Annotated in this window: 26 protein-coding genes and 1 tRNA gene; 11 read left to right on the top strand and 16 right to left on the bottom strand. The window is 61.1% G+C overall.

The window, feature by feature from the left end:
- Positions 1–67 precede the first annotated feature (67 nt).
- The 4 genes from HX855_RS29275 to HX855_RS29260 all read right to left on the bottom strand — a co-directional run bounded on the left by HX855_RS29275 (position 68) and on the right by HX855_RS29260 (position 3,136).
- Positions 68–469: a biopolymer transporter ExbD gene (locus HX855_RS29275; RefSeq protein ID WP_177087871.1), complete on the bottom strand. Its 402-nt coding sequence runs from the start codon at positions 467–469 to the stop codon at positions 68–70.
- A gap of 1 nt (position 470) precedes the next feature.
- Complete coding sequence (locus tag HX855_RS29270; protein ID WP_085989906.1) at positions 471–1,199, bottom strand: MotA/TolQ/ExbB proton channel family protein; 729 nt, start codon at positions 1,197–1,199, stop codon at positions 471–473.
- A gap of 51 nt (positions 1,200–1,250) precedes the next feature.
- Positions 1,251–2,048, bottom strand: coding sequence for an energy transducer TonB (locus tag HX855_RS29265; protein ID WP_177087873.1), 798 nt, complete (start codon positions 2,046–2,048; stop codon positions 1,251–1,253).
- 236 nt (positions 2,049–2,284) lie between these two features.
- A complete protein-coding gene (locus tag HX855_RS29260) occupies positions 2,285–3,136 on the bottom strand; it encodes a LysR family transcriptional regulator (protein WP_177087875.1) in 852 nt (283 codons plus the stop codon).
- Positions 3,137–3,241: 105 nt separating this feature from the next.
- Here HX855_RS29260 and HX855_RS29255 point away from each other — a divergent pair, with 105 nt between their 5' ends.
- The 4 genes from HX855_RS29255 (at position 3,242) to HX855_RS29240 (ending at position 6,236) form a co-directional block, all read left to right on the top strand.
- Complete coding sequence (locus tag HX855_RS29255) at positions 3,242–3,703, top strand: nucleoside deaminase (protein WP_177087877.1); 462 nt, start codon at positions 3,242–3,244, stop codon at positions 3,701–3,703.
- Positions 3,690–4,889: a CynX/NimT family MFS transporter gene (locus tag HX855_RS29250; RefSeq protein ID WP_177087879.1), complete on the top strand. Its 1,200-nt coding sequence runs from the start codon at positions 3,690–3,692 to the stop codon at positions 4,887–4,889. Before HX855_RS29255 ends, HX855_RS29250 begins: the two co-directional genes overlap by 14 nt.
- 73 nt (positions 4,890–4,962) lie before the next feature.
- Positions 4,963–5,925 carry a LysR family transcriptional regulator gene (locus tag HX855_RS29245; RefSeq protein ID WP_177087881.1) on the top strand — a complete coding sequence of 321 codons (963 nt, stop codon included), beginning with the start codon at positions 4,963–4,965 and terminating at the stop codon, positions 5,923–5,925.
- On the top strand, positions 5,922–6,236 hold the full coding sequence (locus HX855_RS29240) for a hypothetical protein (RefSeq protein WP_177087883.1): 315 nt from the start codon (positions 5,922–5,924) through the stop codon (positions 6,234–6,236). The genes HX855_RS29245 and HX855_RS29240 overlap by 4 nt, the downstream gene beginning before the upstream one ends.
- Positions 6,237–6,239: 3 nt before the next feature.
- Here HX855_RS29240 and HX855_RS29235 read toward each other — a convergent pair whose 3' ends face one another.
- Positions 6,240–7,313 carry a fatty acid desaturase gene (locus HX855_RS29235; protein ID WP_177087885.1) on the bottom strand — a complete coding sequence of 358 codons (1,074 nt, stop codon included), beginning with the start codon at positions 7,311–7,313 and terminating at the stop codon, positions 6,240–6,242.
- 101 nt (positions 7,314–7,414) lie between these two features.
- Here HX855_RS29235 and HX855_RS29230 point away from each other — a divergent pair, with 101 nt between their 5' ends.
- On the top strand, positions 7,415–8,419 hold the full coding sequence (locus HX855_RS29230) for an AraC family transcriptional regulator (RefSeq protein ID WP_177087887.1): 1,005 nt from the start codon (positions 7,415–7,417) through the stop codon (positions 8,417–8,419).
- A 147-nt stretch (positions 8,420–8,566) separates the two neighbouring features.
- Here HX855_RS29230 and HX855_RS29225 read toward each other — a convergent pair whose 3' ends face one another.
- Both HX855_RS29225 and HX855_RS29220 read right to left on the bottom strand, forming a co-directional pair.
- The gene (locus tag HX855_RS29225; RefSeq protein ID WP_177087890.1) at positions 8,567–8,932 is read right to left on the bottom strand and encodes a response regulator transcription factor; all 366 of its coding nucleotides are present in this window, start codon (positions 8,930–8,932) and stop codon (positions 8,567–8,569) included.
- A gap of 38 nt (positions 8,933–8,970) precedes the next feature.
- The gene (locus HX855_RS29220; protein WP_177087892.1) at positions 8,971–9,657 is read right to left on the bottom strand and encodes a Crp/Fnr family transcriptional regulator; all 687 of its coding nucleotides are present in this window, start codon (positions 9,655–9,657) and stop codon (positions 8,971–8,973) included.
- Between the two features lie 83 nt (positions 9,658–9,740).
- On the opposite strand from HX855_RS29220, the gene HX855_RS29215 reads away from it, so the two are divergent.
- Positions 9,741–10,265 carry a DUF962 domain-containing protein gene (locus HX855_RS29215; protein ID WP_177087895.1) on the top strand — a complete coding sequence of 175 codons (525 nt, stop codon included), beginning with the start codon at positions 9,741–9,743 and terminating at the stop codon, positions 10,263–10,265.
- Between the two features lie 155 nt (positions 10,266–10,420).
- On the opposite strand, the gene HX855_RS29210 is transcribed toward HX855_RS29215, so the two are convergent.
- The 6 genes from HX855_RS29210 to dibA form a co-directional block, all read right to left on the bottom strand.
- Positions 10,421–11,401 (bottom strand): sulfate/molybdate ABC transporter ATP-binding protein, encoded by a 981-nt coding sequence (locus tag HX855_RS29210; RefSeq protein WP_177042302.1) that lies wholly within the window; start codon positions 11,399–11,401, stop codon positions 10,421–10,423.
- 3 nt (positions 11,402–11,404) lie between these two features.
- Positions 11,405–12,277: a sulfate ABC transporter permease subunit CysW gene (gene cysW / locus HX855_RS29205; protein ID WP_177087897.1), complete on the bottom strand. Its 873-nt coding sequence runs from the start codon at positions 12,275–12,277 to the stop codon at positions 11,405–11,407.
- Positions 12,278–12,290: 13 nt separating this feature from the next.
- Complete coding sequence (gene cysT / locus HX855_RS29200) at positions 12,291–13,109, bottom strand: sulfate ABC transporter permease subunit CysT (protein ID WP_076015547.1); 819 nt, start codon at positions 13,107–13,109, stop codon at positions 12,291–12,293.
- Positions 13,110–13,267: 158 nt separating this feature from the next.
- Entirely contained in the window at positions 13,268–14,278 is a 1,011-nt protein-coding gene (locus HX855_RS29195) for a sulfate ABC transporter substrate-binding protein (RefSeq protein ID WP_003218143.1), read from the bottom strand.
- A gap of 75 nt (positions 14,279–14,353) precedes the next feature.
- Positions 14,354–14,536, bottom strand: a complete 183-nt coding sequence (gene oscA, locus HX855_RS29190) for a sulfur starvation response protein OscA (RefSeq protein ID WP_003170956.1) — start codon at positions 14,534–14,536, stop codon at positions 14,354–14,356.
- A gap of 323 nt (positions 14,537–14,859) precedes the next feature.
- Complete coding sequence (gene dibA / locus HX855_RS29185; protein ID WP_177087899.1) at positions 14,860–16,770, bottom strand: phosphodiesterase DibA; 1,911 nt, start codon at positions 16,768–16,770, stop codon at positions 14,860–14,862.
- A gap of 166 nt (positions 16,771–16,936) precedes the next feature.
- Between dibA and desA the strand changes: the two genes are divergently transcribed.
- Positions 16,937–18,121: a delta-9 fatty acid desaturase DesA gene (gene desA, locus HX855_RS29180; RefSeq protein ID WP_177087901.1), complete on the top strand. Its 1,185-nt coding sequence runs from the start codon at positions 16,937–16,939 to the stop codon at positions 18,119–18,121.
- Positions 18,122–18,378: 257 nt separating this feature from the next.
- Positions 18,379–19,377: a sensor domain-containing diguanylate cyclase gene (locus HX855_RS29175; RefSeq protein WP_177087903.1), complete on the top strand. Its 999-nt coding sequence runs from the start codon at positions 18,379–18,381 to the stop codon at positions 19,375–19,377.
- 120 nt (positions 19,378–19,497) lie between these two features.
- On the opposite strand, the gene HX855_RS29170 is transcribed toward HX855_RS29175, so the two are convergent.
- The 3 genes from HX855_RS29170 to gabD all read right to left on the bottom strand — a co-directional run bounded on the left by HX855_RS29170 (position 19,498) and on the right by gabD (position 23,745).
- The gene (locus HX855_RS29170) at positions 19,498–20,706 is read right to left on the bottom strand and encodes an HDOD domain-containing protein (protein ID WP_177087905.1); all 1,209 of its coding nucleotides are present in this window, start codon (positions 20,704–20,706) and stop codon (positions 19,498–19,500) included.
- Positions 20,707–20,842: 136 nt separating this feature from the next.
- A complete protein-coding gene (gene gabT / locus HX855_RS29165; RefSeq protein ID WP_177087908.1) occupies positions 20,843–22,120 on the bottom strand; it encodes a 4-aminobutyrate--2-oxoglutarate transaminase in 1,278 nt (425 codons plus the stop codon).
- 182 nt (positions 22,121–22,302) lie between these two features.
- Entirely contained in the window at positions 22,303–23,745 is a 1,443-nt protein-coding gene (gene gabD, locus HX855_RS29160) for an NADP-dependent succinate-semialdehyde dehydrogenase (RefSeq protein ID WP_177087910.1), read from the bottom strand.
- Between the two features lie 395 nt (positions 23,746–24,140).
- On the opposite strand from gabD, the gene HX855_RS29155 reads away from it, so the two are divergent.
- The 3 genes from HX855_RS29155 (at position 24,141) to HX855_RS29145 (ending at position 26,074) form a co-directional block, all read left to right on the top strand.
- A tRNA-Arg gene (locus HX855_RS29155) sits at positions 24,141–24,217 on the top strand.
- 184 nt (positions 24,218–24,401) lie between these two features.
- On the top strand, positions 24,402–25,517 hold the full coding sequence (locus HX855_RS29150) for an AAA family ATPase (protein ID WP_177087912.1): 1,116 nt from the start codon (positions 24,402–24,404) through the stop codon (positions 25,515–25,517).
- Positions 25,511–26,074 carry a DUF4276 family protein gene (locus HX855_RS29145; RefSeq protein WP_010168810.1) on the top strand — a complete coding sequence of 188 codons (564 nt, stop codon included), beginning with the start codon at positions 25,511–25,513 and terminating at the stop codon, positions 26,072–26,074. Before HX855_RS29150 ends, HX855_RS29145 begins: the two co-directional genes overlap by 7 nt.
- Positions 26,075–26,089 lie beyond the last annotated feature (15 nt).

Below are 26,089 nucleotides of genomic sequence, written 5' to 3'. Positions count from 1 at the left end.
GTGAAGAACCAAAAAAAAGCCGCACCCTGCCAAGGAAACGGCCAAAAAATTGTCGAGGCATTTGAAACTAACGTGCGGTTATCACCGACAGCTTGGTAATCCCCGCGCGCTCGATAGACGCCATGGCCCGCGCCACTTCGCCGTAGTTCACTCCATCGTCAGCCTGCAGTTGCACCCGCACATCCGGGTCCTTGGCCTTCGCCGACTGCAGGTTGAATTCCAGCAACTCCGGCTGGATTTCATCCTTGTTGATAAACAGTTTGCCCGCCGCATCGATGCTCACCACCAGCGGGTCTTTCTGCTCCACCGGGGCCACCGCCTCCGTCTTGGGCAGGTTGATCGGAATCGCGTTGGTCAACAGCGGCGCGGTGACGATAAACACCACCAGCAGCACCAGCATCACGTCCACCAGCGGCGTGACGTTGATCTCGCTCAGCACCTCATCACTGTCTTGCGTGGAGAAGGCCATCTCAGGACGCCTCCTTCACTTTTTGCGCGCCGCCCTGGGCACCACCCGCCTTGCTCAGCGTCGGGTGCAGCAGCACGCGGAAGGAGTTCTTCTGCGCCAGGCTGTAGAAGTCGTGGGCGAAGTCGTCCAGGTCAGCAGCGGTGAGTTTCAGGCGACGCAGGAAGTAGTTGTAGACCAGCACCGCCGGCACCGCGACGGCAATCCCCACGCCGGTGGCGACCAATGCAGCACCGATCGGGCCAGCCACGGTTTCGAGGCTGGCGGAACCGGCAGCGCTGATGCCTTTCAAGGCTTCCATGATCCCCCACACCGTACCGAACAGGCCGATAAACGGCGAGGTGCTGCCGATACTCGCGACCACCGCCAAGCCGGTTTCGAGGGAGCGACGCTCACGCACGATTTGTTGGCGCAAGGCCCGTTCGAGGCGGTCCTGGTGGTTGATCGCCTGGCTCAAATCAGCCGCGTGCGGCGCCTCACCGACCTGGATCGCAGCGTAACCGGCCTGGGCCACACGAGCCGCAGCGCCGGGTTTGGTTTCGGCCAGTTCTGCGGCCGAGTCCAGGCTGGATGCCGCCCAGAACTGTTTGTGGAACTTGCGATCCTGAGACTTGAGGCGGCCGAACTGCACGCCCTTGAGCAGGGCCAGGCCCCAGGTGGCGACCGAAAAGACCACCAGCAGCCAGATCACCGCGCTTTCGATGGATTCAGTTGGAGATGCTAATGCCATGATGTTTTCCCTCTGTGCAGAGGGCGATGTGTCCAACACACCGCCGCCCAATAATTAATGAATCTTGAAATCGATCGGTACGCTGACCCAGCCGTCCTGAGCCACATCGCCCTGCTTGGCCGGTACAAAACTCCAGCGTTTCACGGCAGCCAGGGCGGCCTCGTCGAGTGGCTGGCGACCACTGCTTTTCTGGACCTGGATCTCACCCGGCTTGCCGGTGGCCAGCACGTGCACCCGCAACAACACCGTGCCTTCCCAGCCCCGGCGCTGGGCCAGTGACGGGTATTCGGGCGCCGGGTTCTTCAGGTACGCCGCGTTGGCCGAGGCCGGCGTTACCGGCGCTGGCGCAGGCGGTGCGGGAGCCGGTGGCGCAGGTACTGGCGGCGCGGGCGGCTGCTCCACCACAGGCGCAGGCACGGGCTTGGGCACGGGCTTTGGTACCGGCTTGGGTTTCGGAATTTTTTTCGGCGCCGGCTTGGCGGCCAACTCATCGACCACCGGCGGCGGTGGCTCGACAACCGGTGGCGGCGGCGGCACGGGCGGTGGTGGCTCCACCACCGGCGGGGCCGGCTGGGAAAATTCGATGGTCATCGGCGGAATTTCCGGCGGCACAATCGGCAGCACCGGGGTTGGCTTCTGGCTGACCCAATAGATCACCGCGCCATGCAGGGCCAGCGCGAGAATCCCCAACAGGATCGCTTCACGCCGACTCAATACACCCTTGGGGGTTTTCTGCGTACGCAACTGCCCCAACGGCGCGCGATGCGGCCGGCCAAGGTCGACCAACTCACCACCCGGTGCCTGGCGCCACTGCGCCTCTTGTGCACTGGCGGCGGTCTGGACATTGCCCATTGATTCACTCCCCTGCGGTCTTAAGCAAAAAAACCGACGGGCCTTGGCGGCCGTCGAGGGCTGAATCATCGGGGCCAGACGCTTATCTCTTAAAGTAATCTTTAAAGTTATAGATAGATCTAAATTGAATAAACGAAACATCCGGAAACGCCAAGGCCACGGCCTGCGCGGGCTGGCGCCGAGGTACGAAATCCGGATGCTTTTGAGGCATGCAAAATATTCCCTGAAGGCATGGCTCAGCGCGGGTTACTGGCACATAAATCCCGCAATTGGCTCAACAATGCCTGCCCCGCAGCACCCAGGCCGGTGCGGCCATACAGCGCCAGCCGCACGCCCTGCACCGCCGGCAAACCGCTGTCTGCGCCCAACACCACATGCCCGGCCTGCACCACCCGCACCGGCAGCAGGCTGATCCCCAGCCCCGCCGCCACTGCCGAACACACGCTGGCCAGGCTCGCGCTGGAATAGCCGATGCGCCAGCGCCAGCCGCCCACTTCAAGGTGATGCAGCATTTCATTGCGGTACAGACCGCCCGCGGGAAACGCCACCAGCGGCAACGGGTCACGTCCCAGGGACGGCGCACTGCGGCTGTCCACCCAGCACAACGGCTCCGGCCAGGACGCCAGGCAGTCATCGCTGTCGCCCATTTGCTTGACCAGCAGCACGTCGAACTCACCGCTGCGATAAGCCCGCAGCAACTCGGGCCCCAAGCCGCTGGTGACCTCCAGGCGCACCCGGGGATAAGCCTGCACAAACGCCGACAACAGCGGCATCAGGCGCTCGGCCGCAAAATCCTCGGGCACCGCCAGGCGCAGCACGCCGTCGCTCTGCTGATTGATCAGCACGTCGGCGGCCTCTTCGTGCAGTGCCAGGATGCGCCGCGCGTAGGCCAGCAAGCGTTCGCCCTCGACCGTGGCCACCACGCGGCGCTGATCGCGGTCAAGCACCTGGCTGCCAAGCGCGTCTTCCAGGCGGCGGATCTGTTGGCTGACGGTGGACTGGGTCAAATGCAGGCGCTCGGCCGCACGGGTGAAGTTGCCGCAATACACCACGGCGACAAAACTGCGCAATAACACGGGATCGAACATGGGCTCACCATTTCGTTTGCCACTGATTGGCATGGTTATATTTAATTTAAGAATACCCCCGTGGCTGCCCATACTTCACGCTTCATTGCACACGAGGGGCTTGGCATGACGGACGATCAACGGCATTTGCATCATGCGGTGCAACTGGCCAGGGCCAACGTCGCTGCCGGTGGCCGCCCGTTTGGCGCCGTGCTGGTGCGCGACGGCGAGGTGCTGGTGGAAGCGGTCAACGAAATCCACCTCACCCAGGACCCCACCGCCCACGCCGAGATGCTCGCCATCCGCGCCGCCAGCCAACAACTGGGCCCGCGCCTGGACGGCTGCGTGATCTACGCCAGCGGCCAGCCCTGCCCGATGTGCCTGAGTGCGATGTACCTGTGCGGCGTGTCGCGCGTGGTGTTCGCTGCCAGCAACGAAGTGGCAGCGCCGTTTGGCCTGTCCACAACCGCGATCTACCAGCAACTGGCGCTGCCGTTAACGGAGCAAAAATTGCCTGTACAGCATCTGCCACAAGCGGCGATGCAGGCCCTTTACGCGCAATGGCAGGCCCTGCATGACGCTGAATAATTCACTCGCCGGCAAACTCGCCGGCTGGGGCCTGTTGGTGGTGCTGGGCCTGAACCTGCGGCCCATCCTCAGTTCCATCAGCCCGTTGCTGGGGGAAATCCGCCTGGCCACCGGCCTGAGTTTCCAGAGCAGCGCCCTGCTCACCAGCCTGCCGGTGATCTGCATGGGCCTGGTGGCATTGGTGGGGGTGCGCCTGGAGGCCAAGCTGGGGGAACGACGCGGGATTGCCCTGGGGTTGATGATGATTCTGCTGGCGTGCCTGGCGCGCTGGCTGTTTGGCCAGGCGCCGGCGCTGCTGGCCACGGCACTGTTCGGCGGCGCGGGGGTGGCGCTGATCCAGGCATTGGTGCCGGCGATGATCAAGCGCCAGTTTCACCAGCGCGTGCCATTGGCGATGGGGGTTTACTCGGCGTCGTTGATGGGCGGCGGTGGCTTGGCGGCGCTGCTCAGCCCGCTGGTGGCGGGGCACTTCCAGCATTGGCAGGCGGGGCTCGGGATCTGGCTGCTACCCGCCTTGGGGGCGCTGTTGTTGTGGGCCTGGCTGCCATTGGGCGCGGCGAAAAACCCGCAGGTGACGGCGCCCTTCCAGGGCCTGCGCAACCGTCGTGCCTGGTTGCTGGCGCTGTATTTCGGCCTGGTGAATTGCGGCTACATGAGCATGGTCGCGTGGTTGCCGGCCTACTACCAGCAACTGGGTTGGGACGTATTGCCCAGTGGCTCGCTGCTGGCGTTCATGACGATCTTTCAGGTCATCGCCGCGCTGTTGATGCCCGCATTGGCGCAACGCGGCATCGATCGTCGACCGCTGCTGAGCATCAGCCTGCTGGCCCAGACCGTGGGCTATATCGGCTTGCTGACGGCGCCGCTGCAATTCCCGCACCTGTGGGTGGCGCTGATCGGCTTCGGCCTGGGGGCGTGTTTTGCCCTGAGCCTGCTGCTGACCCTGGATCACCGCCGCGACCCTCGGGAAGCCGGCCAGTTGGCCGCGTTCGTCCAGGGCGTGGGCTTTTTGATCAACGCCATTTCGCCGTGGCTGACCGGCTGGCTGCGGGAACTGACCGGCAGCTTCGTCAGCGCCTGGATGGTGCTGACGGTCACGGTGGTAGCGATGCTGATCGTGACCCGCGTGTTCAGCCCGGCCACCTACCGGCCCCGCTCTATTGATATGCAATTTGAGTCTAGATAAAACAACAAAGCTTCGTTGACGGAATAAGTAAGGCTATTAAAATCCCGGTTCCCTCCAGGATGCCGGGAAACTCATGGATCTTCGCCAACTGCGCTACTTCATTGCTCTGAACGAGTACCGCAGTTTCGTGCGCGCCGCCGACGCCATGGGCATTACCCAGCCGGCGTTCAGCCGCAGCATCCAGAACCTGGAACAAGCATTCGGCTGCGTGCTGGTAGACCGTGCCCACAAGGCGCTGCGCCCCACCCCCGAAGGCCAGGTGGTGCTGCAACATGCGCTATCCCTGGTACAGGGCGCGGCGCGGCTGAGCCATGAAGTCACGCGTATGACCAAGCTCGACGCCGGCGAATTGCGCTTTGGCTGCGATGCCGTGGCGGCGGTCAACCTGGTACCCGAGGCGATCGCACGGTTTGTCAGCGCTCATCCCAACGTACGCAGCGGTTTGCAGGTGGATAATTGGGAAAAACTCGGGCGCAGTCTGAGCCGCGAAGAGATCGAGTTTTTCATCGCCGATGTGCGCCACTTCGAAGCCGACCCGAACTTCCAGACCCAGGCCCTGACACCCCGGCGCACTGTGTTTTTTTGCCGCGCCGGGCATCCGTTGCTGGCCAAGGACAGCCTCTCAACCAACGATTTGTTTGACTACCCGCTGGCGACGCCGCTGATAGCCCCGGGGGTGCGCAAGCTGCTGGCCAACCTGAGCGGGCGCATCGACTTTTCTCCCGCTATCGAGTTGGAGCAGTTTGCGGCGCTGGCGGCCATCGTGCGCCAGTCCAATGCGATCGGCCTGGGCGCCGAGGATGCGTTTACCGAACATTTTACCCGTGGCGAACTGGCAATGCTGCACTGGCGCAATGTGCCCCACAGCCTCGACAGTTTGAACAACCGCTGCGGGATTATCAGCCGCACAGGGTTTCGTCTGTCGCCGGCGGCGAAGGCGATGATTGAGTTGGTGGTGGCGGTAGATAAGCAGCCCATTGAGCTCGCCGATCAGGTGCAGGATTGCGGCCTGTCTTTTGCCCAGGAGCCCCTATGAAGCGGACTTATCACCTCACCCTCGCTTTGGCGTTCACCCTGCTGTCGAGCGTCGGTCAGGCTGCACCCACCCACGACGCCACCGAGAAAGCAGCGGTCGAGATCGTGAACAACACCGAACACCCGCTGAATGTCTTCCAAGGCAAAACCACTGTCGTCGTGCAGCCCAAGGAACGCTTGCAGGCCGAAGGCTTCACGACCGCGCCCCTCACGATCACCACCAAGACCCCGGAGGCAGCAATTCGGTTTGTCACGCTTTCAAACGCCAGGGGCTGCAGCGCCCCCCTCTGTTTGCTGATCACCGGCAAATAGCCGTCATACCGGTGCAGCCTGCTTCACTGGCGCCTGCACCTGCGACCCGCGTTCAAACCGATTGGCCCGCGCAAACGTGCCGAAATCATTGAAACGCACGCCCATTTCCGCCATCACCTTGTGCGCCGCTTTCACCGTCATCTGGCGGATATAGAACGGCTCCTTGACCACAAAGTGATGTATCCCGTGGGTGCTGCCGAAGTTGAAGCAAAACGCCTGCAACGGCCACAGCCACCAGGGGTTCAGCACTTGGGTTTGCTGGATCACATTGCCCGGCTCGATGTCACCGTAGTAGTGCATGTTGGAGCTGACAAAGTGCAGGCAGAAGGTGCGCAGCACGTTGGGGCCGATGATCACCACGGCGGCGATGTCGATCACGTGCATCACCGCCAACGTGTTGGCTGACCAGTCGATTGGTGCGCCCAACAGGCCGGCAATGCCGTTGGCGGCATGGAAGCCCAAGAACACATACCACGCGCCCCAATGCAGCAGCGCCAGCGGTGCGTAGACCAGCGCCGTGCGCTTGAGAATGCTCAGTTTGTGCTTCCAGGACGGTGCGCGCAGCACCCGGATCAGTGCCGACATGATGTTGTCGCCGACCATCAACAACCGCGCCAGGCCCCACGGCTCACCGTTGGTGATTGCACGCTCTTCGATATCGGTTTCGCTGCCGGACACCTTGTGGTGATTGAGGTGAATATGCCGCCGCACCCAAGGGTTGATGGTGCTGGGCCGCGCCAGCCACACCAGGCCCATCATCAGGTTGTGGGGCAGGCGCTGCTTGCGAAAGTACATGCTGTGGATCAGGTCGTGCTCCAGCTCGTGGGTCAGTGACGCCAGGAACGCGTTGAGCAGCAGGCACACCCACCACGCCATGTGCCCGGTGATATAGAGCGCCGCCGAACCCACCATGCCCACCAGGGCAAAGGCCAGGATGCCCGCGCCCAACGCATCCTGATGCATCAGCCAGGGGTGGCGCTGGCGCAATAACAAGCCCTCGGCCAGCACCACTTCACGGATATGCGCCGAGCGCTGCTGTGCGTTCATCTGCTGGGGACTTGCAGAAGTACCGTCCATGCTTCCATCCTCTTGGTGATTGATGGGCCCATCCTGCCCTATGCTGTGTAAAGGGCCGCAAGCCCGGGACGCCAACCTGTTGACCGCAAGCGCCAATCACCATGACTGAACCCACCTCCCTCGCCAGCTGGACCCGCGCCCTGCGCAAGCAGCTCGACGCCCTGGACCTCGACAGCGCCGCGCTGTGCGCCCAGGCCGGGCTCGACCCGCAGCAGATGGACGACCCCAACGCGCGCTACCCGTTGTCGGCCACCACACGCCTGTGGGAACTGGCGGTGCAGGCCAGTGGCGATCCGGCGATTGGTTTGCGGGTGTCGCGGTTTGTCAGCCCCACCACCTTTCATGCCCTGGGTTATGCGCTGGTGGCCAGCGGCAGCCTGCGGGAAGTGTTCGAGCGGATCGTGCGGTATCACCAGGTGGTCAGCGACGCCCTGAGCCTGGAGCTTAGCCGGGAGGGCGAGCGTTACCGCTTTCGCCTGCAACAACCCACCGGCACGCCCGCGCCGGCGTTTGAAGCGATTGATGCATTCGCCGCGATTTACGTGCGCACCTGCCGCAATCGGTTGGGTCGCGACTATGCGCCGCTGGCGGTGTACCTGCGGCGGCCCGAACCGGCGGACCCCAAGCCGTGGCACACAGTGTTTCGCGCACCGGTGTTTTTCGCCGCAGAAGAAGACCGCCTGGAGTTCGCCGCCCGGGACTTTGACAGCCACCTGGACGATGCGAATCCGGAGTTGGCCGAACACAATGAAACCGTGCTTAAACGCACCCTGGCGCAACTGCGACCGCTGACCTGGGAGCGCAAGGTGCGTTCGGCCATCGAAGCGCAGTTGCCTGACGGTGAACCGAGCGCCGAACGCATCGCCCAGGCGTTGCATTTGAGTTTGCGCAGCCTGCAGCGGCACCTGGCGGACGAGGGTTGCCGGTTCGATGCGCTGCTCAATGAGTGCCGGGAGAACCTCGCGCTCCTGCATTTGCGGGATCCCGAGTGTTCACTGGCGGAAATCAGTCATTTGCTGGGGTTTGCCGACACCAGCAGCTTCAACCGGGCGTTCAAGCGCTGGACCGGGATGACGCCGGGGCAGTTTAGGGATGGGTTAAGGTAGTGGGTATTGCGGTGGTTGTGAGGGCCTCATCGCGGGCAAGCCCGGCTCCCACAGTTGACCGAGTGGTCTTGGGCAACAGTGATCAAATGTGGGAGCCGGGCTTGCCCGCGATAGCGATGGTTCAGCCACCGCAAAAACCTGCGGCAATCAGCGCCCCCGATCCCGCCGCAACACCTTCTTCACCCGCGCCACCAACGCCCGGGCCTCAAACGGCTTGAGCAAATAATCATCCTCGTGCAATTCCAGCCCACGCAGCCGGTCTTCAATCCCGTCGGGGGTGGTCAAGAACAGCATCGGCGTCGCGCCTTTCAACCGAATCGCCTGTTGCAGCTTCCAGGCATTCAACCCCGGCAGCATCACATCCAGGATCACCAGGTCGTATTCACTGCTTTCCACAAAGCGCAGGGCCGCCATGCCATTGGCCGCCACCTCCACCGTGTAACTGGCCTCCTCCAGGCTGCGGCCCATCGCCTCGGCCGCTTCTGACTCGTGTTCCACTAGCAGGACGCGCATAACACACCTCGAATAATCGTGACCGCAGGCTAACACCCTCAGGCGTGCGCCGCCTCGCGCAAACGCTGCGGGTCGAGGATTTCGATCTCGCCATAGCCCAGGCGCACGATGCCCTGGCCCTGCAGGTCCTTGAGCAACGCGTTGGTGGTCTGGCGCGACAGGCTCAACATCGCAGCCAGGTCTTCCTGGGGCAGTTGCAGCACCTGCCGCGCCTGTTCGATGTCACCGTAACCTTCGGCAATCATCAGCAAGCGGTGCGCCACCCGCACCGACGCCGGCATCAGGCTCAATTGCTCGATATTGATAAAGGTCAGGCGCAGTTTCTGGCTCATCAACAGGGCCATGTCGCGCCAGTAGCGCGGAGCGTCTTCGAGGATCTGCAGCAAGGCTGGTTGCGGCACCTGCAACAGCGTACACGGCCCGACGGCGCAAGCGTCGTGGGTACGGGGCAACCCGTCGAACAGGGAAATCTCGCCGAACCAGTACGGCAATTCCGCCAGGCTCAACACCGCTTCCTTGCCCTGCTCGTTCACCGCGCTGATGCGCAGGGAGCCTTCCAGCACCGCGTACAGCCCGCACGGCGGGTCGCCGCGTTTGAACAGGTATTGCCCCGCCGTCAGCTGCCGCAGCCGGGCGTTGGCCAGCAGGCTATTCTGTAAATCAGCAGGCAGATGGCTGTACCAGTGACCGGTGGCCAGCCGCGGGTGCCATTTCTCAGCATCCATGAGAACTCCGAAGATTGTCGGCCAGCTGACAGTGTGCCGCAGGCCTACAGGGCATGATCAAACATCCTACAGGAGGAACAACAATGAAAAGCCTCGTCGACCACCTCAGTCAATACGCCGCCTACCACCGCGACCCACGCAATATCGCCAGCCACTTTATTGGCATCCCGCTGATTGTGGTGGCGGTGGCCGTGCTGCTGTCACGCCCCGAATGGACGGTGGCCGGGCTCTGGCTCTCGCCGGCCGTGGTGGTGGCGCTGCTCTCGGCGTGGTTCTACCTGCGCCTGGAACTGGCCCTCGGTGTACTGATGACGGTGCTGATGGGCCTGTCGGTGTGGGCCGGGCATGTGCTGGCGGCGCAGAGCACGCTGGTGTGGCTGAGCAGCGGCATCGGCCTGTTTGTGGTGGGCTGGGTAATTCAGTTTGTGGGGCATTACTACGAGGGTAAAAAGCCGGCGTTTGTCGATGACGTGTCCGGGTTGATCGTAGGGCCGTTGTTTGTGGTGGCGGAGTTGGCGTTTCTGGTGGGGCTGCGGCATGACCTCAAGCAGCAGATTGAAGAGCGTGCGGGGCCGGTGGCCGTGCGGCACAAGAACGCCACGGCCTGACAAGCAACACAAACTCAATGTGGGAACCGGTTTTCTGTGGGAGCTGGCTTGCCTGCGATACCGGCACCTCGGTGTCTCAGGCATACCGAGGTGATGCTATCGCAGGCAAGCCAGCTCCCACATAAGCCCGCTCCCACATGGGTTTTGCGGCGCTCTTAGGCTTTTTGCCAGACCTTAGGCTTGAAGAACAACGTCTCGCCCCGCGCCAGGCCGGTCAGGCTGTCATGGTCTTTCACCACTTCAGCCTCGATCAGTTCGCTTTGGCCTTCGACCTTCAACGTCACCCGAGTGGTTGCACCCAGCGGGCGGATATCACGCACTTCAGCGGCGTGGTGGTCTTCCAGTTCGTGGCGCGACAGCGACACTTCGTGCGGCCGGAACAGCACGTGCTTGTCCTCACCCAAGTGCAGGCGGTTGGAGTCACCGAGGAAGTGATACACAAAATCGCTGGCCGGGTTTTCGTAGACTTCGCCCGGTGAGCCGATCTGCTCGATCACGCCCTTGTTCATCACCACGATGCGATCCGCCACTTCCATGGCTTCTTCCTGGTCGTGGGTCACGAACACCGAGGTCAGGTTGATGTCTTCGTGCAGGCGCGCCAGCCAGCGGCGCAGTTCTTTACGGACCTTGGCATCCAGCGCGCCGAACGGTTCATCCAGCAGCAGCACTTTAGGTTCTACCGCCAACGCGCGGGCCAGGGCGATACGCTGGCGCTGGCCGCCGGAGAGTTGTTCCGGGTAGCGATCGGACAACCAGTCGAGTTGCACCATGTTCAGCAGCTCGTGAACTTTGACCGCGATCTGGCTTTCGGTGGGGCGCTGGTTTTTCGGTTTCATGCGCAGGCCGAACGCGACGTTGTCGAACACCGTCATGTGGCGGAACAACGCGTAGTGCTGGAATACAAAACCGACGTTGCGATCACGCACGTCATGGCCGGAAACGTCTTCACCGTGGAACACGATGCTGCCGTCGTCCGGGGTTTCAAGGCCGGCGATGATGCGCAGCAAGGTGGTCTTGCCGCAGCCGGACGGGCCCAGCAACGCCACCAACTCGCCACTCTGGATGTCCAGGTTGATGCTGTTCAGGGCCTTGAAGGCGTTGAAGTTCTTGCTGACATTACGGACTTCGATCGACATGACTTATTCCTCACCGGCGCTTTTGCGCAGGCGGTTGATACGGTTCTCGCTCCACTGCTTGAGCAGCAGGATGAAGAGCGCCAGGATCAGCAACAGGCTCGCGACGGCAAACGCGGCGACATGGTTGTATTCGTTGTAGAGGATCTCGACGTGCAGCGGCAAGGTGTTGGTCACGCCGCGAATGTGGCCGGACACCACCGACACCGCACCGAACTCCCCCATGGCCCGCGCGGTACACAGCACCACGCCGTAGATCAGGCCCCACTTGATGTTCGGCACGGTGACATGCCAGAACATCTGCCAGCCGTTGGCGCCCAACAGGCGCGCGGCCTCTTCTTCCTGGGTACCCTGCTCCTGCATCAGCGGGATCAGTTCACGGGCCACGAACGGCACGGTGACGAAGATCGTCGCCAGCACGATGCCCGGCAAGGCAAACACGATCTGGATGTCATGGTCTTGCAGCCAGGGGCCGAAGAAGCCCTGGGCGCCGAACATCAACACATAGACCAGGCCGGCGATCACCGGCGAGACCGAGAACGGCAGGTCGATCAGCGTCACCAGGATGCTCTTGCCACGGAACGAGTACTTGCTCACGCACCAGGCGGCACTGACACCGAACACCACGTTGAGCGGTACCGAAATCACCACGGCGATCACCGTGAGCTTGAGCGCCGACAGCGCGTCGGGCTCAAGGATCGCGGTGAAGAACGCGCCCAGGCCATTTTTCAGGCCCTGGGACACCACGATAAACAGCGGCAGCAGCAAAAACAGCGCGAAGACCAGCCAGCCGAGGCTGATCAGGATGCGCCGTGACATGGCACTGCCACGGCGGGCAGCGTTCGCCGACGAGGCGGCGGAAATAGACGATTGGGACATGTTCCGCGCCTCCTTATGGGGTTTCGATGCGCCGCTGCAACAAGTTGATCAGCAGCAGCAGGACAAAGGAAACCACCAGCATCATCACGCCGATGGCGGTGGCGCCGGTGTAGTCGTATTGGTCGAGCTTGACCATGATCAGCAACGGCAGGATCTCGGTTTTCATCGGCATGTTGCCGGCAATGAAGATCACCGAACCGTACTCACCCACACCTCGGGCGAAGGCCAACGCAAAGCCGGTCAACCAGGCGGGCAGCAGCGCCGGCACCAGGATATAGCGGAACACTTGCAAGGGTTTGGCCCCCAGGCAGGCGGCGGCTTCTTCGATTTCCCGGGGGATATCGGCCAGTACCGGCTGCACGGTACGCACCACGAATGGCAGCGTGACGAAGGTCAGTGCCAGGGTGATGCCCAACGGGGTGTAGGCGATCTTGAAGCCCAGGTCAGCCGCGAACTGGCCGACCAGACCGGTGGGCGTGTACAGCGCGGTCAGCGCGATACCGGCGACGGCGGTGGGCAGGGCAAACGGCAAGTCGATCATCGCATCAATGATCTTGCGGCCCGGGAAGGTGTAGCGCACCAGCACCCAGGCCAGCAACGTACCGATAATGCCGTTGATGATCGCCGCGCAAAAGGCGGTGCCGAAGCTCAGTTTCAACGCCGCCAGCACACGGGGTGCGGTGATGATGTTCCAGAACTGATCCCAGGTGAGTTGAGCGGCATGTACAAACATCGCCGCCAGGGGGATGAGTACGATCAGGCTGAGGTACACCACGGTGTAGCCCAGCGTCAGCCCGAAGCCGGGTATGACGGGGGAAATACGACGCGACATAAGAGTCCTTGGTTAGCGGAACGGACATGCAAAACCCGCAAACGAATGCGGGCTCCTGATCCCTGTAGGAGCGGGCTTGCCCGCGAAGAACGTCAACGATAACGCGGGCAGTCAGGAAGCACGCGGCGTCATGAAGTTTTTCGCGAGCAAGCTCGCTCCTACTGGGCCGAGTAAATCTGGTCGAACACGCCACCGTCATTGAAGAATTTCGGTTGGGCAGTTTTCCAGCCGCCAAAGTCTTTGTCGATAGTCACCAGGTCCAGTTTCGGGAACTGCTGGGCATATTTGGCGGCGACTTTCTCATCACGTGGGCGGTAGAAGTTCTTCGCCGCAATCTCCTGGCCAGCCGGGCTGTACAGGTGCTTGAGGTATTCGGTGGCGATCTCGGTGTTGCCCTTTTTCTCGGCGTTCTTGTCGACCACGGCCACAGGTGGCTCGGCGAGGATCGACAGCGAAGGCACGACGATGTCGAACTTGTCGGCGCCGCCGTCTTCTTTCAGGGCCAGGAAGGCTTCGTTTTCCCAGGCCAGCAACACGTCACCCTGGCCGTTGTTGACGAAGGTGATGGTCGAACCACGGGCGCCGGTGTCGAGGATCGGCACGTGCTTGAACAGTTCTTTCACGTATTCCTGGGCCTTGGCTTCGCTGCCACCGGCTTTCAGACCGTAGGCCCAGGCGGCAAGGAAATTCCAGCGAGCGCCGCCGGAGGTTTTCGGGTTCGGGGTGATGACCGAGACGTCTTTCTTGATCAGGTCGCCCCAATCCTTGATGCCTTTAGGGTTGCCCTTGCGCACCAGGAACACGATGGTCGAGGTGTACGGCGTGCTGGCGTCCGGCAAACGGGTTTGCCAGTTCTCCGGCAGGGTCTTGCCCAGTTTTGCGATTTCGTCGATGTCGCCGGCCAGGGCCAGGGTCACGACGTCGGCACGCAGGCCGTCGATCACCGCACGGCCTTGTTTGCCCGAGCCACCGTGGGATTGCTGGATCTTGACGTTGTCACCCGGGTGCGACTGCTTCCAGAAGCTGGTGAATTCAGCGTTGTAGTCCTGGTACAGCTCGCGGGTCGGGTCGTAAGACACGTTGAGCAGCTCGTAATCCTTGGCAACAGCGGAACCGGCAAACACGGCACTGGCCAGTGCTGCCAGGGCATAACGGCGAATCGACGACATAGAAGGCTCCTGAAATTCGGGGGTGTTGGCTTTTTCTTATAGTTGCGGGTCTTGCAATCGAATCGCCGATCTTGCTTAGCTCGGTTTGTTGCCCGGGTTCTGCAAACGGAATTTTTCTTTGCGTTCGATCTGTACTACCTGGGCGTTGTGCACAGTGATTTCCACCGCACCAAACCGCAGATCGCGCAGGGCGCTCTGGATCTCGCGCAAAATGGCTGCTTCGTCCTGGCCGTCAACGCTGCGTAGAGATGCGCTCATGGTCGTGCTCCTGAAATGAGAAGTGCCTCGCAGTGGCGGCACTGCTTGCGGCGTGAGGGCGATAGTAGATAAGCGCGGATATTCTTAAAAAGACTATTTAAGAATGTTTATATAACCAGAAAGAATTTTCTGATGGGACGTGGGGTTGCGCGGGGTTTTGCGGGGCGACCCGGGAAATAAAGCCGTGTGGAGATCCGAATGTGGGAGCGGGCTTGCTCGCGAAAGCGGTGGGTCAGCCGATACATCTGTTGACTGATCCACCGCTTTCGCGAGCAAGCCCGCTCCCACATTTTGGCCCTGTTTCAAATCAGGCCAGGCGGTGGTTAACGAATTGTCGGCGCTCTCGCCCAATCCAGCTCACTGGCCGGCATCGGCCTCCCAAACCAGTATCCCTGGCCCAGGTCACAACGCTGCTCCAACAGAAACCGCGCCTGCTCCACCTGCTCAATGCCCTCGGCATGCACCTGCATGCCCATGCTTTGCGCCAACGCGATCACCACCCGCACGATGGCCGCGTCGTCTTCGTCCCATGGCAACCCGGCGACAAAGCCTTGGTCGATCTTGAGCTTCTGCACCGGCAACCGCTTGAGCCGCAGCAGCGATGAATAACCGGTGCCGAAGTCGTCAATCGCCAGGCGCAGGCCCAGTTCCCGCAGGCGGTGCATTTGCTCAAGGGCGACTTCCGGGTCTTCCATTACCGCGCTTTCGGTGACTTCCAATTCCAGAAACGCCGGATCCAGCCCCGTGTCGTGCAGCACCTTGGCCACTTGCTCGTACAGCTCACGTCGGGCAAACAGGCGGCTGGACACATTCACCGCGAGGAACGTCAGCGGCGCGCCGCTCGCCAGCCACTGGCACATCTGCCGGCAGGCCTGGTCCATGACCCAGGCGTCGATATCGGCAATCAGCCCGGTGCGCTCGGCGATCGGAATGAATTCCCCCGGCGGCACCAGCCCGCGCTCCGGGTGCTGCCAGCGCACCAGGGCTTCGACGCCGATCAGGCGGCTGTCTTGCAGGTCGTGTACTGGCTGGTAGTAAACCCGCAGTTCTTGCTGATCCAGGGCGCGGCGCAGTTCGCCGGCTATTTCCACGCGGTGCTGGGCGTGGGCGGTGAGTTCTTCGGTGTACAGCGCGTAGCCTTCGCGGCCGGCGCTCTTGGCCTTGAACAGCGCGGAATCGGCGTTGCGCAGCAGTTGTTCGGCGCTCAGGGCATCGCTGGGGAACAGGCTGATGCCAATGCTGGCGCTGATAAACAGTTGATGACCGTCGAAGATGAACGGTTCTTTCATCGCGTCGAGGATACGTTGCGCCAGGGCAGCGGCCTGGACCACCTGTGGACAACTTTCCGCCAGCACCGCGAACTCGTCGCCGCCCAGGCGTGCCAGGGTTACGCCGGGCCCGAACAGGCCTTGCAGGCGCTCACCGACGGCCTTGAGCAACTGGTCGCCGACGTTATGGCCCAGGCTGTCGTTGATGATCTTGAAGTGGTCGAGGTCCAGCAGCAGCAAGGCGCAGCCGCGTTTATGGACCTGCGCCGAGGCCAGGGCCTGTTCGGCACGGTCGGTGAACAGCAGGCGGTTCGGCAGGTCGGTCAGTGGGTCGTGGTGGGCCAGGTGCGCCAGCTCGTGCTCGGAGTGCTTGATGGCACTGATGTCGGAGAACACCGCGACGTAGTGGCTGATCTGGCCCTGTTCATCACGGATCACCCGGATGGTCTGCCACTGGGGGTAGATTTCGCCGCTTTTTCGGCGGTTCCAGATTTCACCGCTCCATTCGCCGTCGCGCTCAAGTGTCTGGAACATCTGCTGGTAGAAACTGGCTGAATGGCGTCCGGACTTGAACAGGCTCGGCTGGCGGCCCAGCACGTCTTCGCACTGGTAGCCGGTGATTTCGATAAAGGCCCGGTTGACGTGCACGATCAGCCCCTGCGCATCGGTGACCAGCACGCCCTCACGGGTGCAATCGAACACGGCGGCGGCCTGGCGCAGGCGCTCGCGGTTTTCTTTCAGGGGCTGCCGGGTCAGATTCATCCGGGCAACACGGGCGCAGAGCAAAAAAATCAGCAGCGCGCTGAAGCTGATCCACACGTAACCGCGCATCTGGAGCCAGCGGTTTAATTCCCCGGGCTCATCGATAAACTTGATCAATACCTGGTGGCTGAGCTGAATCCACACGATCGAAACCAGCAGGTAAATCAGCCCCGCCCGCAGGGCACCTCGGTATGAAAACAGCATATGGTTAGTAATCCTTACTAAAAAACCAGAATCGCCCTACAAAGGGTCTGGATTATAGAATAGGAAACACCTTGTAAGTCTTATCTGAAACGGTCACTGGTTTTATCCGCAAAGGGAGTGATAATGCGGATGCTGTTTTTTTCTTTATCTGAGGGCCATACAGCCTATGTGGTACAACGGTTTTCTTGACTTGTCGGCCTGGCAACTGGTCGCGGTCACCCTGTTGATGACCCACGTGACCATTGTCGGGGTCACGGTCTATCTGCACCGCTATTCAGCCCACCGCTCCCTGGAGCTCAATGCTGGCCTGAAACACTTCTTCCGCTTCTGGCTGTGGCTCACCACGGCGCAGAACACCCGCGAGTGGACCGCTATCCACCGCAAACACCACGCCAAGTGCGAAACCGTCGACGATCCCCACAGCCCGGTGATCAAAGGCCTGTCCACCGTGCTGCGCACAGGCGCCGAGCTGTACCGCGCCGAAGCCGAGAACCCGGAAACCCTGCGGATCTACGGCAAAAACTGCCCGGAAGACTGGATCGAACGCAACCTGTACACCCGCTTTCCCCTGCTGGGCGTGGCGATCATGGGCGTGATAGACCTGCTGCTGTTCGGCACCATCGGCATCACCATCTGGGCCATCCAGATGATGTGGATCCCGTTCTGGGCCGCCGGCGTGATCAACGGCCTGGGCCATGCCATCGGCTACCGCAACTTCGAATGCCGCGACGCGGCGACCAACCTGATTCCCTGGGGCATCATCGTGGGTGGCGAAGAGCTGCATAACAACCATCACACCTACCCCAACTCCGCCAAGCTGTCGGTGAAGAAGTGGGAATTCGACCTGGGCTGGGCCTGGATCAAAGTGTTCAGCTTCCTGCGCCTGGCCAAGGTGCAACGGGTCGCGCCGATCGCCCACCGGGTCGAAGGCAAGGGCCACCTGGACATGGACACCGCCATGGCGATCCTCAACAACCGCTTCCAGATCATGGCCCAGTACCGCAAGTTGGTAATTGGTCCGCTGGTCAAGCAGGAACTGGAGAAGGTCGATCACTCGGTGCGCCACCAATTCCATCGCGCCAAGCGCCTGCTGTCGCGGGAAACCAGCCTGCTGGATGACCGCCACCACGTGCGCATCCAAAGCATGCTGGAACACAGCCAGGCCCTGAAAGTGATCTACGAAAAGCGCCTGGCGCTGCAACAGATCTGGCTGAAAACCAGCACCAACGGGCATGACATGCTGGCAGCGATCAAGGAATGGGTACACGAGGCCGAGGCCAGCGGGATTCAATCCCTGCGGGACTTTGCCCACCAATTGAAAACCTATTCGCTGCGGCCTGCCGCGGTCTGATCACTGTAGGAGCGAGCTTGCTCGCGAAGAGCTCACGTACACCGCGCGCATCCAGACAGCACGCGTTATCGTTGACACCCTTCGCGAGCAAGCTCGCTCCTGCAGGTTTCTGGCGCCATTTCTTGGTCGCCTCAAATCGACGCTGATAACGGAACTTCGCTGCAAAATCCCCCTCTCAAACAACACTTCGCCATCACGGCGGCCCCTTGTTGTGACCGTTGCCCAACCCCGCGGCACGCCCAGAGAGAGTTGTGCCGATGGTCCCCGAACAGACCTTCACCGATACTCCCGTCCAGGACTCTGCACGCCCGGCAGCCGCCGCAACGTTGCTGGCGCTGCTGCATGCCCAGGGCGAAGTGGAGCGCTTGAGTGAACGCGAGCAACTGCTGAGTTCACTGCTGGTCAGCGTGAATGCCGTGCTCTGGGCCATGGAGTGGGACACCCGCCGCGTGCTGTATGTCAGCCCGGCCTATGAGCGGGTTTTCGGACGTACGGCGGGCATGCTGCTGACCGACCATCGGGAATGGCGCAACAGCATTCACCCCGAAGACCTCGACTACGCCGAGCACAGCCTGGCCCAGGTGCTGCACAGCGGCGCCGTGGAAGACCGCGAGTACCGCATCATCACCGCCGACGGGCAGATCCGCTGGCTCAGCGACAAGTGCTACATCAACCAGCAGGCCGAGCCCGGCCAGCCGGTGATCGTGGTGGGCATGGCCGAAGACATCACGGAAAAGAAGCAGCTTGAGCTTGAGTTACACCGCTTGGCCACCACCGACGTGCTGACCCGCAGCAGCAATCGCCGGCACTTCTTCGAGTGCGCCCACCATGAGTTCGAACGTGCGTGCGTGCAGGGCACGCCATTGGCGTTCCTGCTGCTGGACATCGATGACTTCAAAGTGGTCAACGACACCTACGGCCACCTGGAAGGCGATCAGGTGTTGCAGCGTATCGCCGAGAGCGGTCGAGGGGTTCTGCGCCGTGGCGACCTGTTCGGGCGCATTGGCGGCGAAGAATTCGCCGCCGTGCTGCCTGGCTGTGCGCCGGAGATGGCGATGCAAGTGGCCGAACGCCTGGGCCACGAGATTGCGCAACTGGGGTTCAGCCATGACGGTGAGCACTTCACCGTCACCGTCAGCCAGGGCCTGGCCAGCCTGACCGCCGAGGATGCCAACCTGGACAGCCTGTTCGCCCGCGCCGATGCGGCGATGTACGAGGCCAAGCGCCAGGGTAAAAACCGCGTGCTCACGGGCTGACGCACCACGATTCGCTGTGGGAGCTGGTTTGCCTGCGATAGCATCACCTCGGTGCAACTGACACACCGAGGTGCCTGCATCGCGGGCAAGCCCGGCTCCCACACTGGCCCGCGTCGACGGCTAGTTTTTGCGCATGCGGGTCAACTCCGGCAACCCGACTTTGAGCAGGCGCGCCGTCTTGCTTTTGGCCAGCGCTTCGACGCCTTCATGCTCGGTCAACCGTGCCAGTTGGGCCGCCAGGTTCACCACCAGCGCCTCCCGGGAATACACCCCGCCCTCCAGCGAATAAATCGCCGCGATCAACTGGCGCAACTCCAGCGGCAAACGCCAGCGTGTGCGCAGCGCCGAGCCATAGGCGGCGCCGAAGGTGTAAAGGGACTCGCCAATCAGTTCGTCATCCAGTTCGCCGCCGCCCTGTAGCCAGTCTTGCAGGCACCGCAGCAAGGCCAGGTCGCCGAGGCGATGGAGGATGCCGGCGCTGTAGCAGCGCTCGTGATCAAGGTCGAACATGCGCGCCAGACTGCGGGCGTAGTCGGCGGTGCGTTGGGACAACTGCCAATAGCGCTCGGCGTAGTCCACCAGGCTCGTGTCGGTCAGTACGACGTTGTGCTTGAGGGCCAGCCCCAGGATCAGGTTCATGCTCTGCCCGGCCGCCAGCTTGTGCAGGGCCATGGCCAGGGTCTGCACCGGCGAGCCGTGGTGGCCGGCGCTGTTGGCGGCGGCGATCAGCACGGCAGTGATTTGCGGGTCGATGCGTACCTGCTCTTCCAGGTGCTTGAGGTCCAGGCCTTCCGGCTCCAGGCTGTGTTGCACCGCGGCCTTCACGTCGACCCGCAGTGGCGCACCGTCGGACGCTTCGCGGCGCCGCTCCAGAAACACCGGCAAGGTCATGCCCGGCGCCAGGGCCGGGACTTCGCAGTACACCGTCTCCCCTTCATTGAGCAGCAAGTCTTGCAGGCGCTGGGTCAGGCCTTCCATGTTCAGGGGTTTGGTCAGGTACGCCGTCGGCGCCAGGGGCAACGCTTCGCGCACGCTGGCGCTGTCGTTGCGGGTGCTCAGCAGGATGAACGGCAACAAAGGCGTACGCCGTTGCTGGCGCACGCTGCGCAACAGGCTCAGGCCATCGACCCCGGGCAGTTCCCAGTCGGCGATGATCAGGTCATAGGGCTTGTCACGCAGCAACTCGGCGGCCCGCTGGCCATCGGCACACACATCCAGCCGTGCGTCACAGCGCACATTCAACAACACCTGCTTGAGCAGATCCCGGGACCAGGGGTCGGCCTCGGCAATCAACACACGGGGTACCGCAGGTAAATCAACAGCAGTCATCCAGCACGCTCCATCGGCAATACCTGCACCTTAGACAAAGGAGACGCCTGCGTACATGAACAAGCGCTGAATACCGTTCATCGGCCACAAAAAAACCCGCCGAGGCGGGTTTTTTGTCGATCAGGTCAACTTTTGATCACAGCTCGGAGAAGCACTCTTCGATGATCGCCAGGCCTTTGTCCAACTGCTCGTCCGGCGAGGTCAGCGGTACCAGCACGCGCAACACGTTGCCGTAGGTGCCGCAGGACAGCAGGATCAAACCCTTGTCGCGCGCCTTGGCCACCACGGCAGCCACGGCAGCGGCGTTCGGCTTGTGGCTGTCGCCACCTTCGAACAGCTCCACCGCAATCATCGCGCCCAGGGCACGCACTTCACCGATCACCGGGTACTTGGCCTGGATCGCTTTCAGGCCCGTGACCAAGCGCTCGCCGACGGCTTTGCAGCGGTCCAGCAGGTGCTCTTCTTCAAACACTTCCATCACGGCCAGGGCCGCGGCGCAAGCGATCGGGCTACCGGCGTAGGTGCCGCCCAGGCCGCCTGGAGCGATGGCGTCCATGTATTCGGCCTTGCCGCACACACCGGCCAGCGGGAAACCGCCGGCGATGGATTTGGCGAAGGTGGTCAGGTCGGCTGCAACGCCCATCTGTTCCATGGCGAAGAAGGTACCGGTACGACCAGCGCCGGTTTGCACTTCGTCGGCGATCAGCAGGATGCCGTGCTTGTCGCACAGTTCACGCAGGCGCTTCATGAAGGATTTAGGCGCGACGTAGAAACCGCCTTCGCCCTGCACTGGCTCGATGATGATGGCAGCGATGTCACGCGGCTCGGCATCGTTCTTGAAGATGCGTTCGATGCTGGCGATGGAATCGTCGTCGCTCACACCGTGCAGTTCGTTCGGAAACAGTGCACGGAACACGCCGCCTGGCATCAGGCCCATGCCGGCCGAGTACGGCACGACTTTGCCGGTGAGGCCCAGGGTCATCATGGTGCGGCCGTGGTAGGCGCCGGTGAACGCGATCACGCCGGCACGACCCGTGGCGGCACGCGCAATTTTCACGGCGTTTTCTACCGCTTCGGAACCGGTGGTGACCAGCAGGGTTTTCTTGGCGAAATCACCCGGGACCTTGGCGTTAACTTTTTCGCACAGCTCAACGTATGGCTCGTACGCCAGCACCTGGAAGCAAGTGTGGGTCAGCTTGTTGAGTTGCGCGGTCACGGCCGCGATGATTTTCGGGTGCACGTGGCCGGTGTTCAGCACGGCGATACCGCCGGCGAAGTCGATGAACTCGCGACCTTCAACGTCGGTCACGGTGGCGTTCTTCGCCGACTCGGCGAAGATCGGGTGAATCTGGCCAACACCGCGGGGTACAGCGGCTTCGCGGCGTTTCATCAGGGATGCGTTGGTCTTGCTCATAAAGTCCTCATTCGCCACTCATCGGGTGGCGTGGTCCAAGGAATACGTGGCGGGGAGGCAACTACGGCAGCATGCGATGATCGACTGCCACAGCTTTCCCGGCCACTACGAATAACGGTGTGAAACACGCAAAGGGACAGCGCTCTCGTGCCCTTTGCGTTTGCAGCAATGCCTTGCCGGGCTTAGATGCCCAGGCAGAGGTATTTGATTTCCAGGTAGTCCTCGATCCCGTACTTGGAACCTTCACGGCCCAGGCCCGAAGCCTTGATGCCGCCGAACGGCGCCACTTCGTTGGAGATCAACCCGGTGTTGACGCCGACCATGCCGTATTCCAGGGCTTCCGCTACACGGAACACACGGCCCAGGTCGCGGGCATAGAAGTAGGAAGCCAGGCCGAACTCGGTGTCGTTGGACATCGCGATCACTTCGGCCTCGTCTTTGAAGCGGAACAGCGGCGCCAGTGGGCCGAAGGTTTCTTCCTTGGCCACGGCGGCGTCTTTCGGCACGTTGACCAGAATGGTCGGCTCGAAGAAGTTGCCTTCCATCACCTTGCCGCCGGCCAGCAGGGTGGCGCCTTTGCTCAGGGCATCAGCGATGTGCTCCTGAACCTTGGCCACGGCCTTCTCGTCGATCAGCGGGCCGGTGGTGGTGCCTTCTTCCAGACCGTTACCGATCTTCAGCTTGGCCACGGCCACTTTCAGTTTCTCGGCGAACGCGTCGTACACCGAATCCTGAATGTACAGACGGTTGGCGCAGACGCAGGTCTGGCCGTTGTTGCGGTACTTGGAAATGATCGCGCCTTCGACGGCCTTATCCAGGTCGGCGTCGTCGAACACGATGAACGGCGCGTTGCCGCCCAGTTCCAGGGAGACTTTCTTGATGTCCTTGGCGCATTCGGCCATCAACTGGCGACCGATTTCGGTGGAGCCGGTGAAGGACAATTTACGCACGATCGGGTTGCTGGTCAGCTCGCTGCCGATATCGCCGGCGCTGCCGGAGACCACGCTGAACACGCCTTTCGGAATACCGGCACGCTGGGCCAGTTCAGCCAGGGCGAACGCCGAGAACGGGGTTTGCGACGCAGGCTTGAGCACCATGGTGCAACCGGCGGCCAGGGCCGGGCCGGCTTTACGGGTGATCATCGCGGCCGGGAAGTTCCACGGCGTGATGGAAGCGGTAACGCCGATCGGTTGCTTGATCACGATCAGGCGCTTGTCCGGCTGGTGGCCGGGAATCACGTCACCGTAGACGCGCTTGGCTTCTTCGGCGAACCACTCGATGAACGAAGCGGCGTAAACGATTTCGCCCTTGGCTTCGGCCAGCGGCTTGCCTTGTTCCAGGGTCATCAGGCGGGCCAGGTCGTCCTGGTTCTCGATGATCAGTTCGAACCAGCGACGCAGCTTGTTGGCGCGGTCCTTGGCGGTGAGTGCACGCCAGGCCGGCAGAGCCTTGTCAGCCGCTTCGATAGCGCGACGGGTTTCGGCCGCGCCCATTTTTGGCACGGTACCGAGGATTTCGCCGGTAGCGGGGTTATTGACCTTGATCGTTTGACCGTTGTCCGCATCGACCCAAGCGCCATCAATGAAGGCTTGCTGGCGGAACAACTGGGTGTCTTTAAGCTGCATGTCGGCTTTCCTTAACAGCACCGCGCACGCGCGGAGCGAATTAGAGTTGTTGAAAGGCGCCTTGAGGGCTGCCGTCAGGGAAATCATTCACTGGGCTGAAGCACGTAAATAGCGCACGGATGAACAGATGTGCGGTTCAGCACCCAGACAAGAGCGTTTGAAATCTCAAACGAATCCTAGGATCAATGGGGGTGCAGGGCAATAGTCTGTTCGAAAAAAAGAACGAAAACGGCGCATTTGCCCCTTTTTTCTGATCAGCGTATTTCCGGCGGGTTCCACCGCATTGCGTCGAGACGCCCGGCTCAGCGCATCAGCGCAGCGTAATCCTACGGGAAGGCGGCCAAAAAGCGGCATGGACGCCCAAGGTCGACATGGGTATGATGTCGCCCGCACAAGCATCCGTAGCTCAGCTGGATAGAGTACTGCCCTCCGAAGGCAGGGGTCGTGGGTTCGAATCCCGCCGGGTGCACCAGATACAGACGAAAAAGCCCCAGGTCGAAAGACCTGGGGCTTTTTTTGTGGATGGAGATATTGCGATTGTGACTCGACGGCTGATCGCCTATACCATGCGCGGGCTAGTATTTTCTGACGATCAATTTGCAGGCGATGAAGAGTGCGCCGCTTGACGACCGCCGGTGAGGGTCGAAGGAATTGCCATGAATATCGAATCGATTACGATCAATGGATTTAAAAGTGTCACGAACCTGACGCTAGAGCGCCTATCACCGTTCACTGCATTGGCCGGCTCGAACGGTGCAGGAAAAAGTAACATTACCGATGCTCTCGCTTTCTTGGGCGCCATTGTAAAGCGAGGTGCCTCGACTGCCATTCGTGATTTTGGTGGTTTTCAACAAATCCATTGTTTCAAACATCGCAAACAAAAAAGGACGACTATCTCTTTCGAGATAAAAATCCAGATTGATCATGAGAATTTTGAGTATTCACTCAAGATTGTTGAGATTGACAAAATCCCTCAGGTAGTCGAAAACCTGAAAATCAACGGTACTCAATACATTGACCGCAAGCAGAATGGCGAAACAAAAGTAACGCTGACAGATTACTCGCCGCTTCAGTCCTTCTTGGAATACCCCCAAGACATGACCGCGCTTATGCTGTTAAGTAACTCTGCGTTGTATAAGTTCCTCACCAATATTCGCGTTTACCGTATTGACCCCATCGCCGCCAAAGAGCCGGACAACTCGACCGCAGATGCAACCATGCTGGATAGCCATGGCAGAAACGTTGCAACCATGTTGTCTATCCTGGAGAACGACAAGCACTTCCGGACCCAAGTACTGGAATGGATAGAACTAATTGTTCCCGGCATGGAAAATGTCTCAACTGAAAAACAACGACTGGATAGCACCACCGTCATCACATTCAAGGAAGAAGGGACAAGAACTCATTTCCCTGCACGCCTAATCTCGGACGGCACTATTTACGCTTTATGCATAATGACAGCCGTGTTAAGCCGGACCTCTCAAGCCGGCTTAACTATTATCGAGGAGCCTGAACGGGGCATCCACCCAAAAGCAATTGGTGAGCTGGTCGCGCTCATGCGCGACAACGCCACTGTAGATCATCCGGTCTTCATTACGACCCACAGTGAATCTGTGGTGCGCAACCTTAACCCTGAGGAGCTCTGGCTAGTCAATAAGTTGGAAGGCCGGACGAACGTCAAGTGTGCAGCCGAATCAAGAGTCGATAAAAAACAAATCCCCCTTGACACCGCCTGGCTGACCAATTTATTTGACGGGGGTCTACCATGGTGAAGGTAGGTTTTATTGTAGAGGGCGATTGTGAACGGATCGTAGTTGAATCTTCGAAATTCAAAGAATTATTGGCTGATGCTGGATACGAGCTCGTCACACCAGTAATCGACGCAAAAGGCGGAGGCAACCTCCTACCCCAAAATATCGAGGCCTTCACTCAGGTTCTTGAAGCAAAGGGCGTGGAAAAAATCTATGTGCTTACCGACTTAGAGGACGATGACTCAGTTGATATCGTCCGTAATCGCATACAGAACCAAAAATTGGAAACTGTCTTTGTAGCCGTAAAGGCTCTTGAAGCGTGGTTTCTTGCAGATACTCAAGCCATGAGTCAATGGCTGAAGCAAGGGTACAACGAACCCCAGCCAGAAAGGACAATCGACAAGCCCTATGATCGTCTCAAAGAAATCGCCCGAGAGCTGGGCACCTCAGGGCCAGGTAACAAACCCGCCTTTGCTAAAAAAATGATCAAACATTTTGGATTTAGTGTGGCTCATGCGGCTGAACACCCAGAGTGCCCAAGCGCTCGGGAGCTGGTCGAATACTTCCGGGCGCCGTGATCTAGGTGCAAGCGA

The sequence above is a fragment of the Pseudomonas sp. IPO3778 genome, assembly GCF_013386825.1.
Classification (GTDB): domain Bacteria; phylum Pseudomonadota; class Gammaproteobacteria; order Pseudomonadales; family Pseudomonadaceae; genus Aquipseudomonas.
This window is presented reverse-complemented; position numbering and strand designations above follow the sequence as displayed.

What these genes read in the sequence shown, in the direction of transcription:
- HX855_RS29175 (WP_177087903.1), top strand. Translation starts at nt 18,379, where the DNA reads ATGGTCCCCGAACAGACCTTCACCGATACTCCCGTCCAGGACTCTGCA.
- HX855_RS29220 (WP_177087892.1), bottom strand. Translation starts at nt 9,657, where the DNA reads ATGGATGCTGAGAAATGGCACCCGCGGCTGGCCACCGGTCACTGGTAC.
- HX855_RS29250 (WP_177087879.1), top strand. Translation starts at nt 3,690, where the DNA reads ATGACGCTGAATAATTCACTCGCCGGCAAACTCGCCGGCTGGGGCCTG.
- HX855_RS29170 (WP_177087905.1), bottom strand. Translation starts at nt 20,706, where the DNA reads ATGACTGCTGTTGATTTACCTGCGGTACCCCGTGTGTTGATTGCCGAG.
- HX855_RS29260 (WP_177087875.1), bottom strand. Translation starts at nt 3,136, where the DNA reads ATGTTCGATCCCGTGTTATTGCGCAGTTTTGTCGCCGTGGTGTATTGC.
- HX855_RS29225 (WP_177087890.1), bottom strand. Translation starts at nt 8,932, where the DNA reads ATGCGCGTCCTGCTAGTGGAACACGAGTCAGAAGCGGCCGAGGCGATG.
- HX855_RS29195 (WP_003218143.1), bottom strand. Translation starts at nt 14,278, where the DNA reads ATGTCGTCGATTCGCCGTTATGCCCTGGCAGCACTGGCCAGTGCCGTG.
- oscA (WP_003170956.1), bottom strand. Translation starts at nt 14,536, where the DNA reads ATGAGCGCATCTCTACGCAGCGTTGACGGCCAGGACGAAGCAGCCATT.
- gabT (WP_177087908.1), bottom strand. Translation starts at nt 22,120, where the DNA reads ATGAGCAAGACCAACGCATCCCTGATGAAACGCCGCGAAGCCGCTGTA.
- HX855_RS29145 (WP_010168810.1), top strand. Translation starts at nt 25,511, where the DNA reads ATGGTGAAGGTAGGTTTTATTGTAGAGGGCGATTGTGAACGGATCGTA.
- desA (WP_177087901.1), top strand. Translation starts at nt 16,937, where the DNA reads ATGTGGTACAACGGTTTTCTTGACTTGTCGGCCTGGCAACTGGTCGCG.
- HX855_RS29215 (WP_177087895.1), top strand. Translation starts at nt 9,741, where the DNA reads ATGAAAAGCCTCGTCGACCACCTCAGTCAATACGCCGCCTACCACCGC.
- HX855_RS29265 (WP_177087873.1), bottom strand. Translation starts at nt 2,048, where the DNA reads ATGGGCAATGTCCAGACCGCCGCCAGTGCACAAGAGGCGCAGTGGCGC.
- gabD (WP_177087910.1), bottom strand. Translation starts at nt 23,745, where the DNA reads ATGCAGCTTAAAGACACCCAGTTGTTCCGCCAGCAAGCCTTCATTGAT.
- cysT (WP_076015547.1), bottom strand. Translation starts at nt 13,109, where the DNA reads ATGTCGCGTCGTATTTCCCCCGTCATACCCGGCTTCGGGCTGACGCTG.
- HX855_RS29150 (WP_177087912.1), top strand. Translation starts at nt 24,402, where the DNA reads ATGAATATCGAATCGATTACGATCAATGGATTTAAAAGTGTCACGAAC.
- HX855_RS29245 (WP_177087881.1), top strand. Translation starts at nt 4,963, where the DNA reads ATGGATCTTCGCCAACTGCGCTACTTCATTGCTCTGAACGAGTACCGC.
- HX855_RS29235 (WP_177087885.1), bottom strand. Translation starts at nt 7,313, where the DNA reads ATGGACGGTACTTCTGCAAGTCCCCAGCAGATGAACGCACAGCAGCGC.
- HX855_RS29210 (WP_177042302.1), bottom strand. Translation starts at nt 11,401, where the DNA reads ATGTCGATCGAAGTCCGTAATGTCAGCAAGAACTTCAACGCCTTCAAG.
- HX855_RS29255 (WP_177087877.1), top strand. Translation starts at nt 3,242, where the DNA reads ATGACGGACGATCAACGGCATTTGCATCATGCGGTGCAACTGGCCAGG.
- HX855_RS29240 (WP_177087883.1), top strand. Translation starts at nt 5,922, where the DNA reads ATGAAGCGGACTTATCACCTCACCCTCGCTTTGGCGTTCACCCTGCTG.
- HX855_RS29230 (WP_177087887.1), top strand. Translation starts at nt 7,415, where the DNA reads ATGACTGAACCCACCTCCCTCGCCAGCTGGACCCGCGCCCTGCGCAAG.
- cysW (WP_177087897.1), bottom strand. Translation starts at nt 12,277, where the DNA reads ATGTCCCAATCGTCTATTTCCGCCGCCTCGTCGGCGAACGCTGCCCGC.
- HX855_RS29275 (WP_177087871.1), bottom strand. Translation starts at nt 469, where the DNA reads ATGGCCTTCTCCACGCAAGACAGTGATGAGGTGCTGAGCGAGATCAAC.
- dibA (WP_177087899.1), bottom strand. Translation starts at nt 16,770, where the DNA reads ATGCTGTTTTCATACCGAGGTGCCCTGCGGGCGGGGCTGATTTACCTG.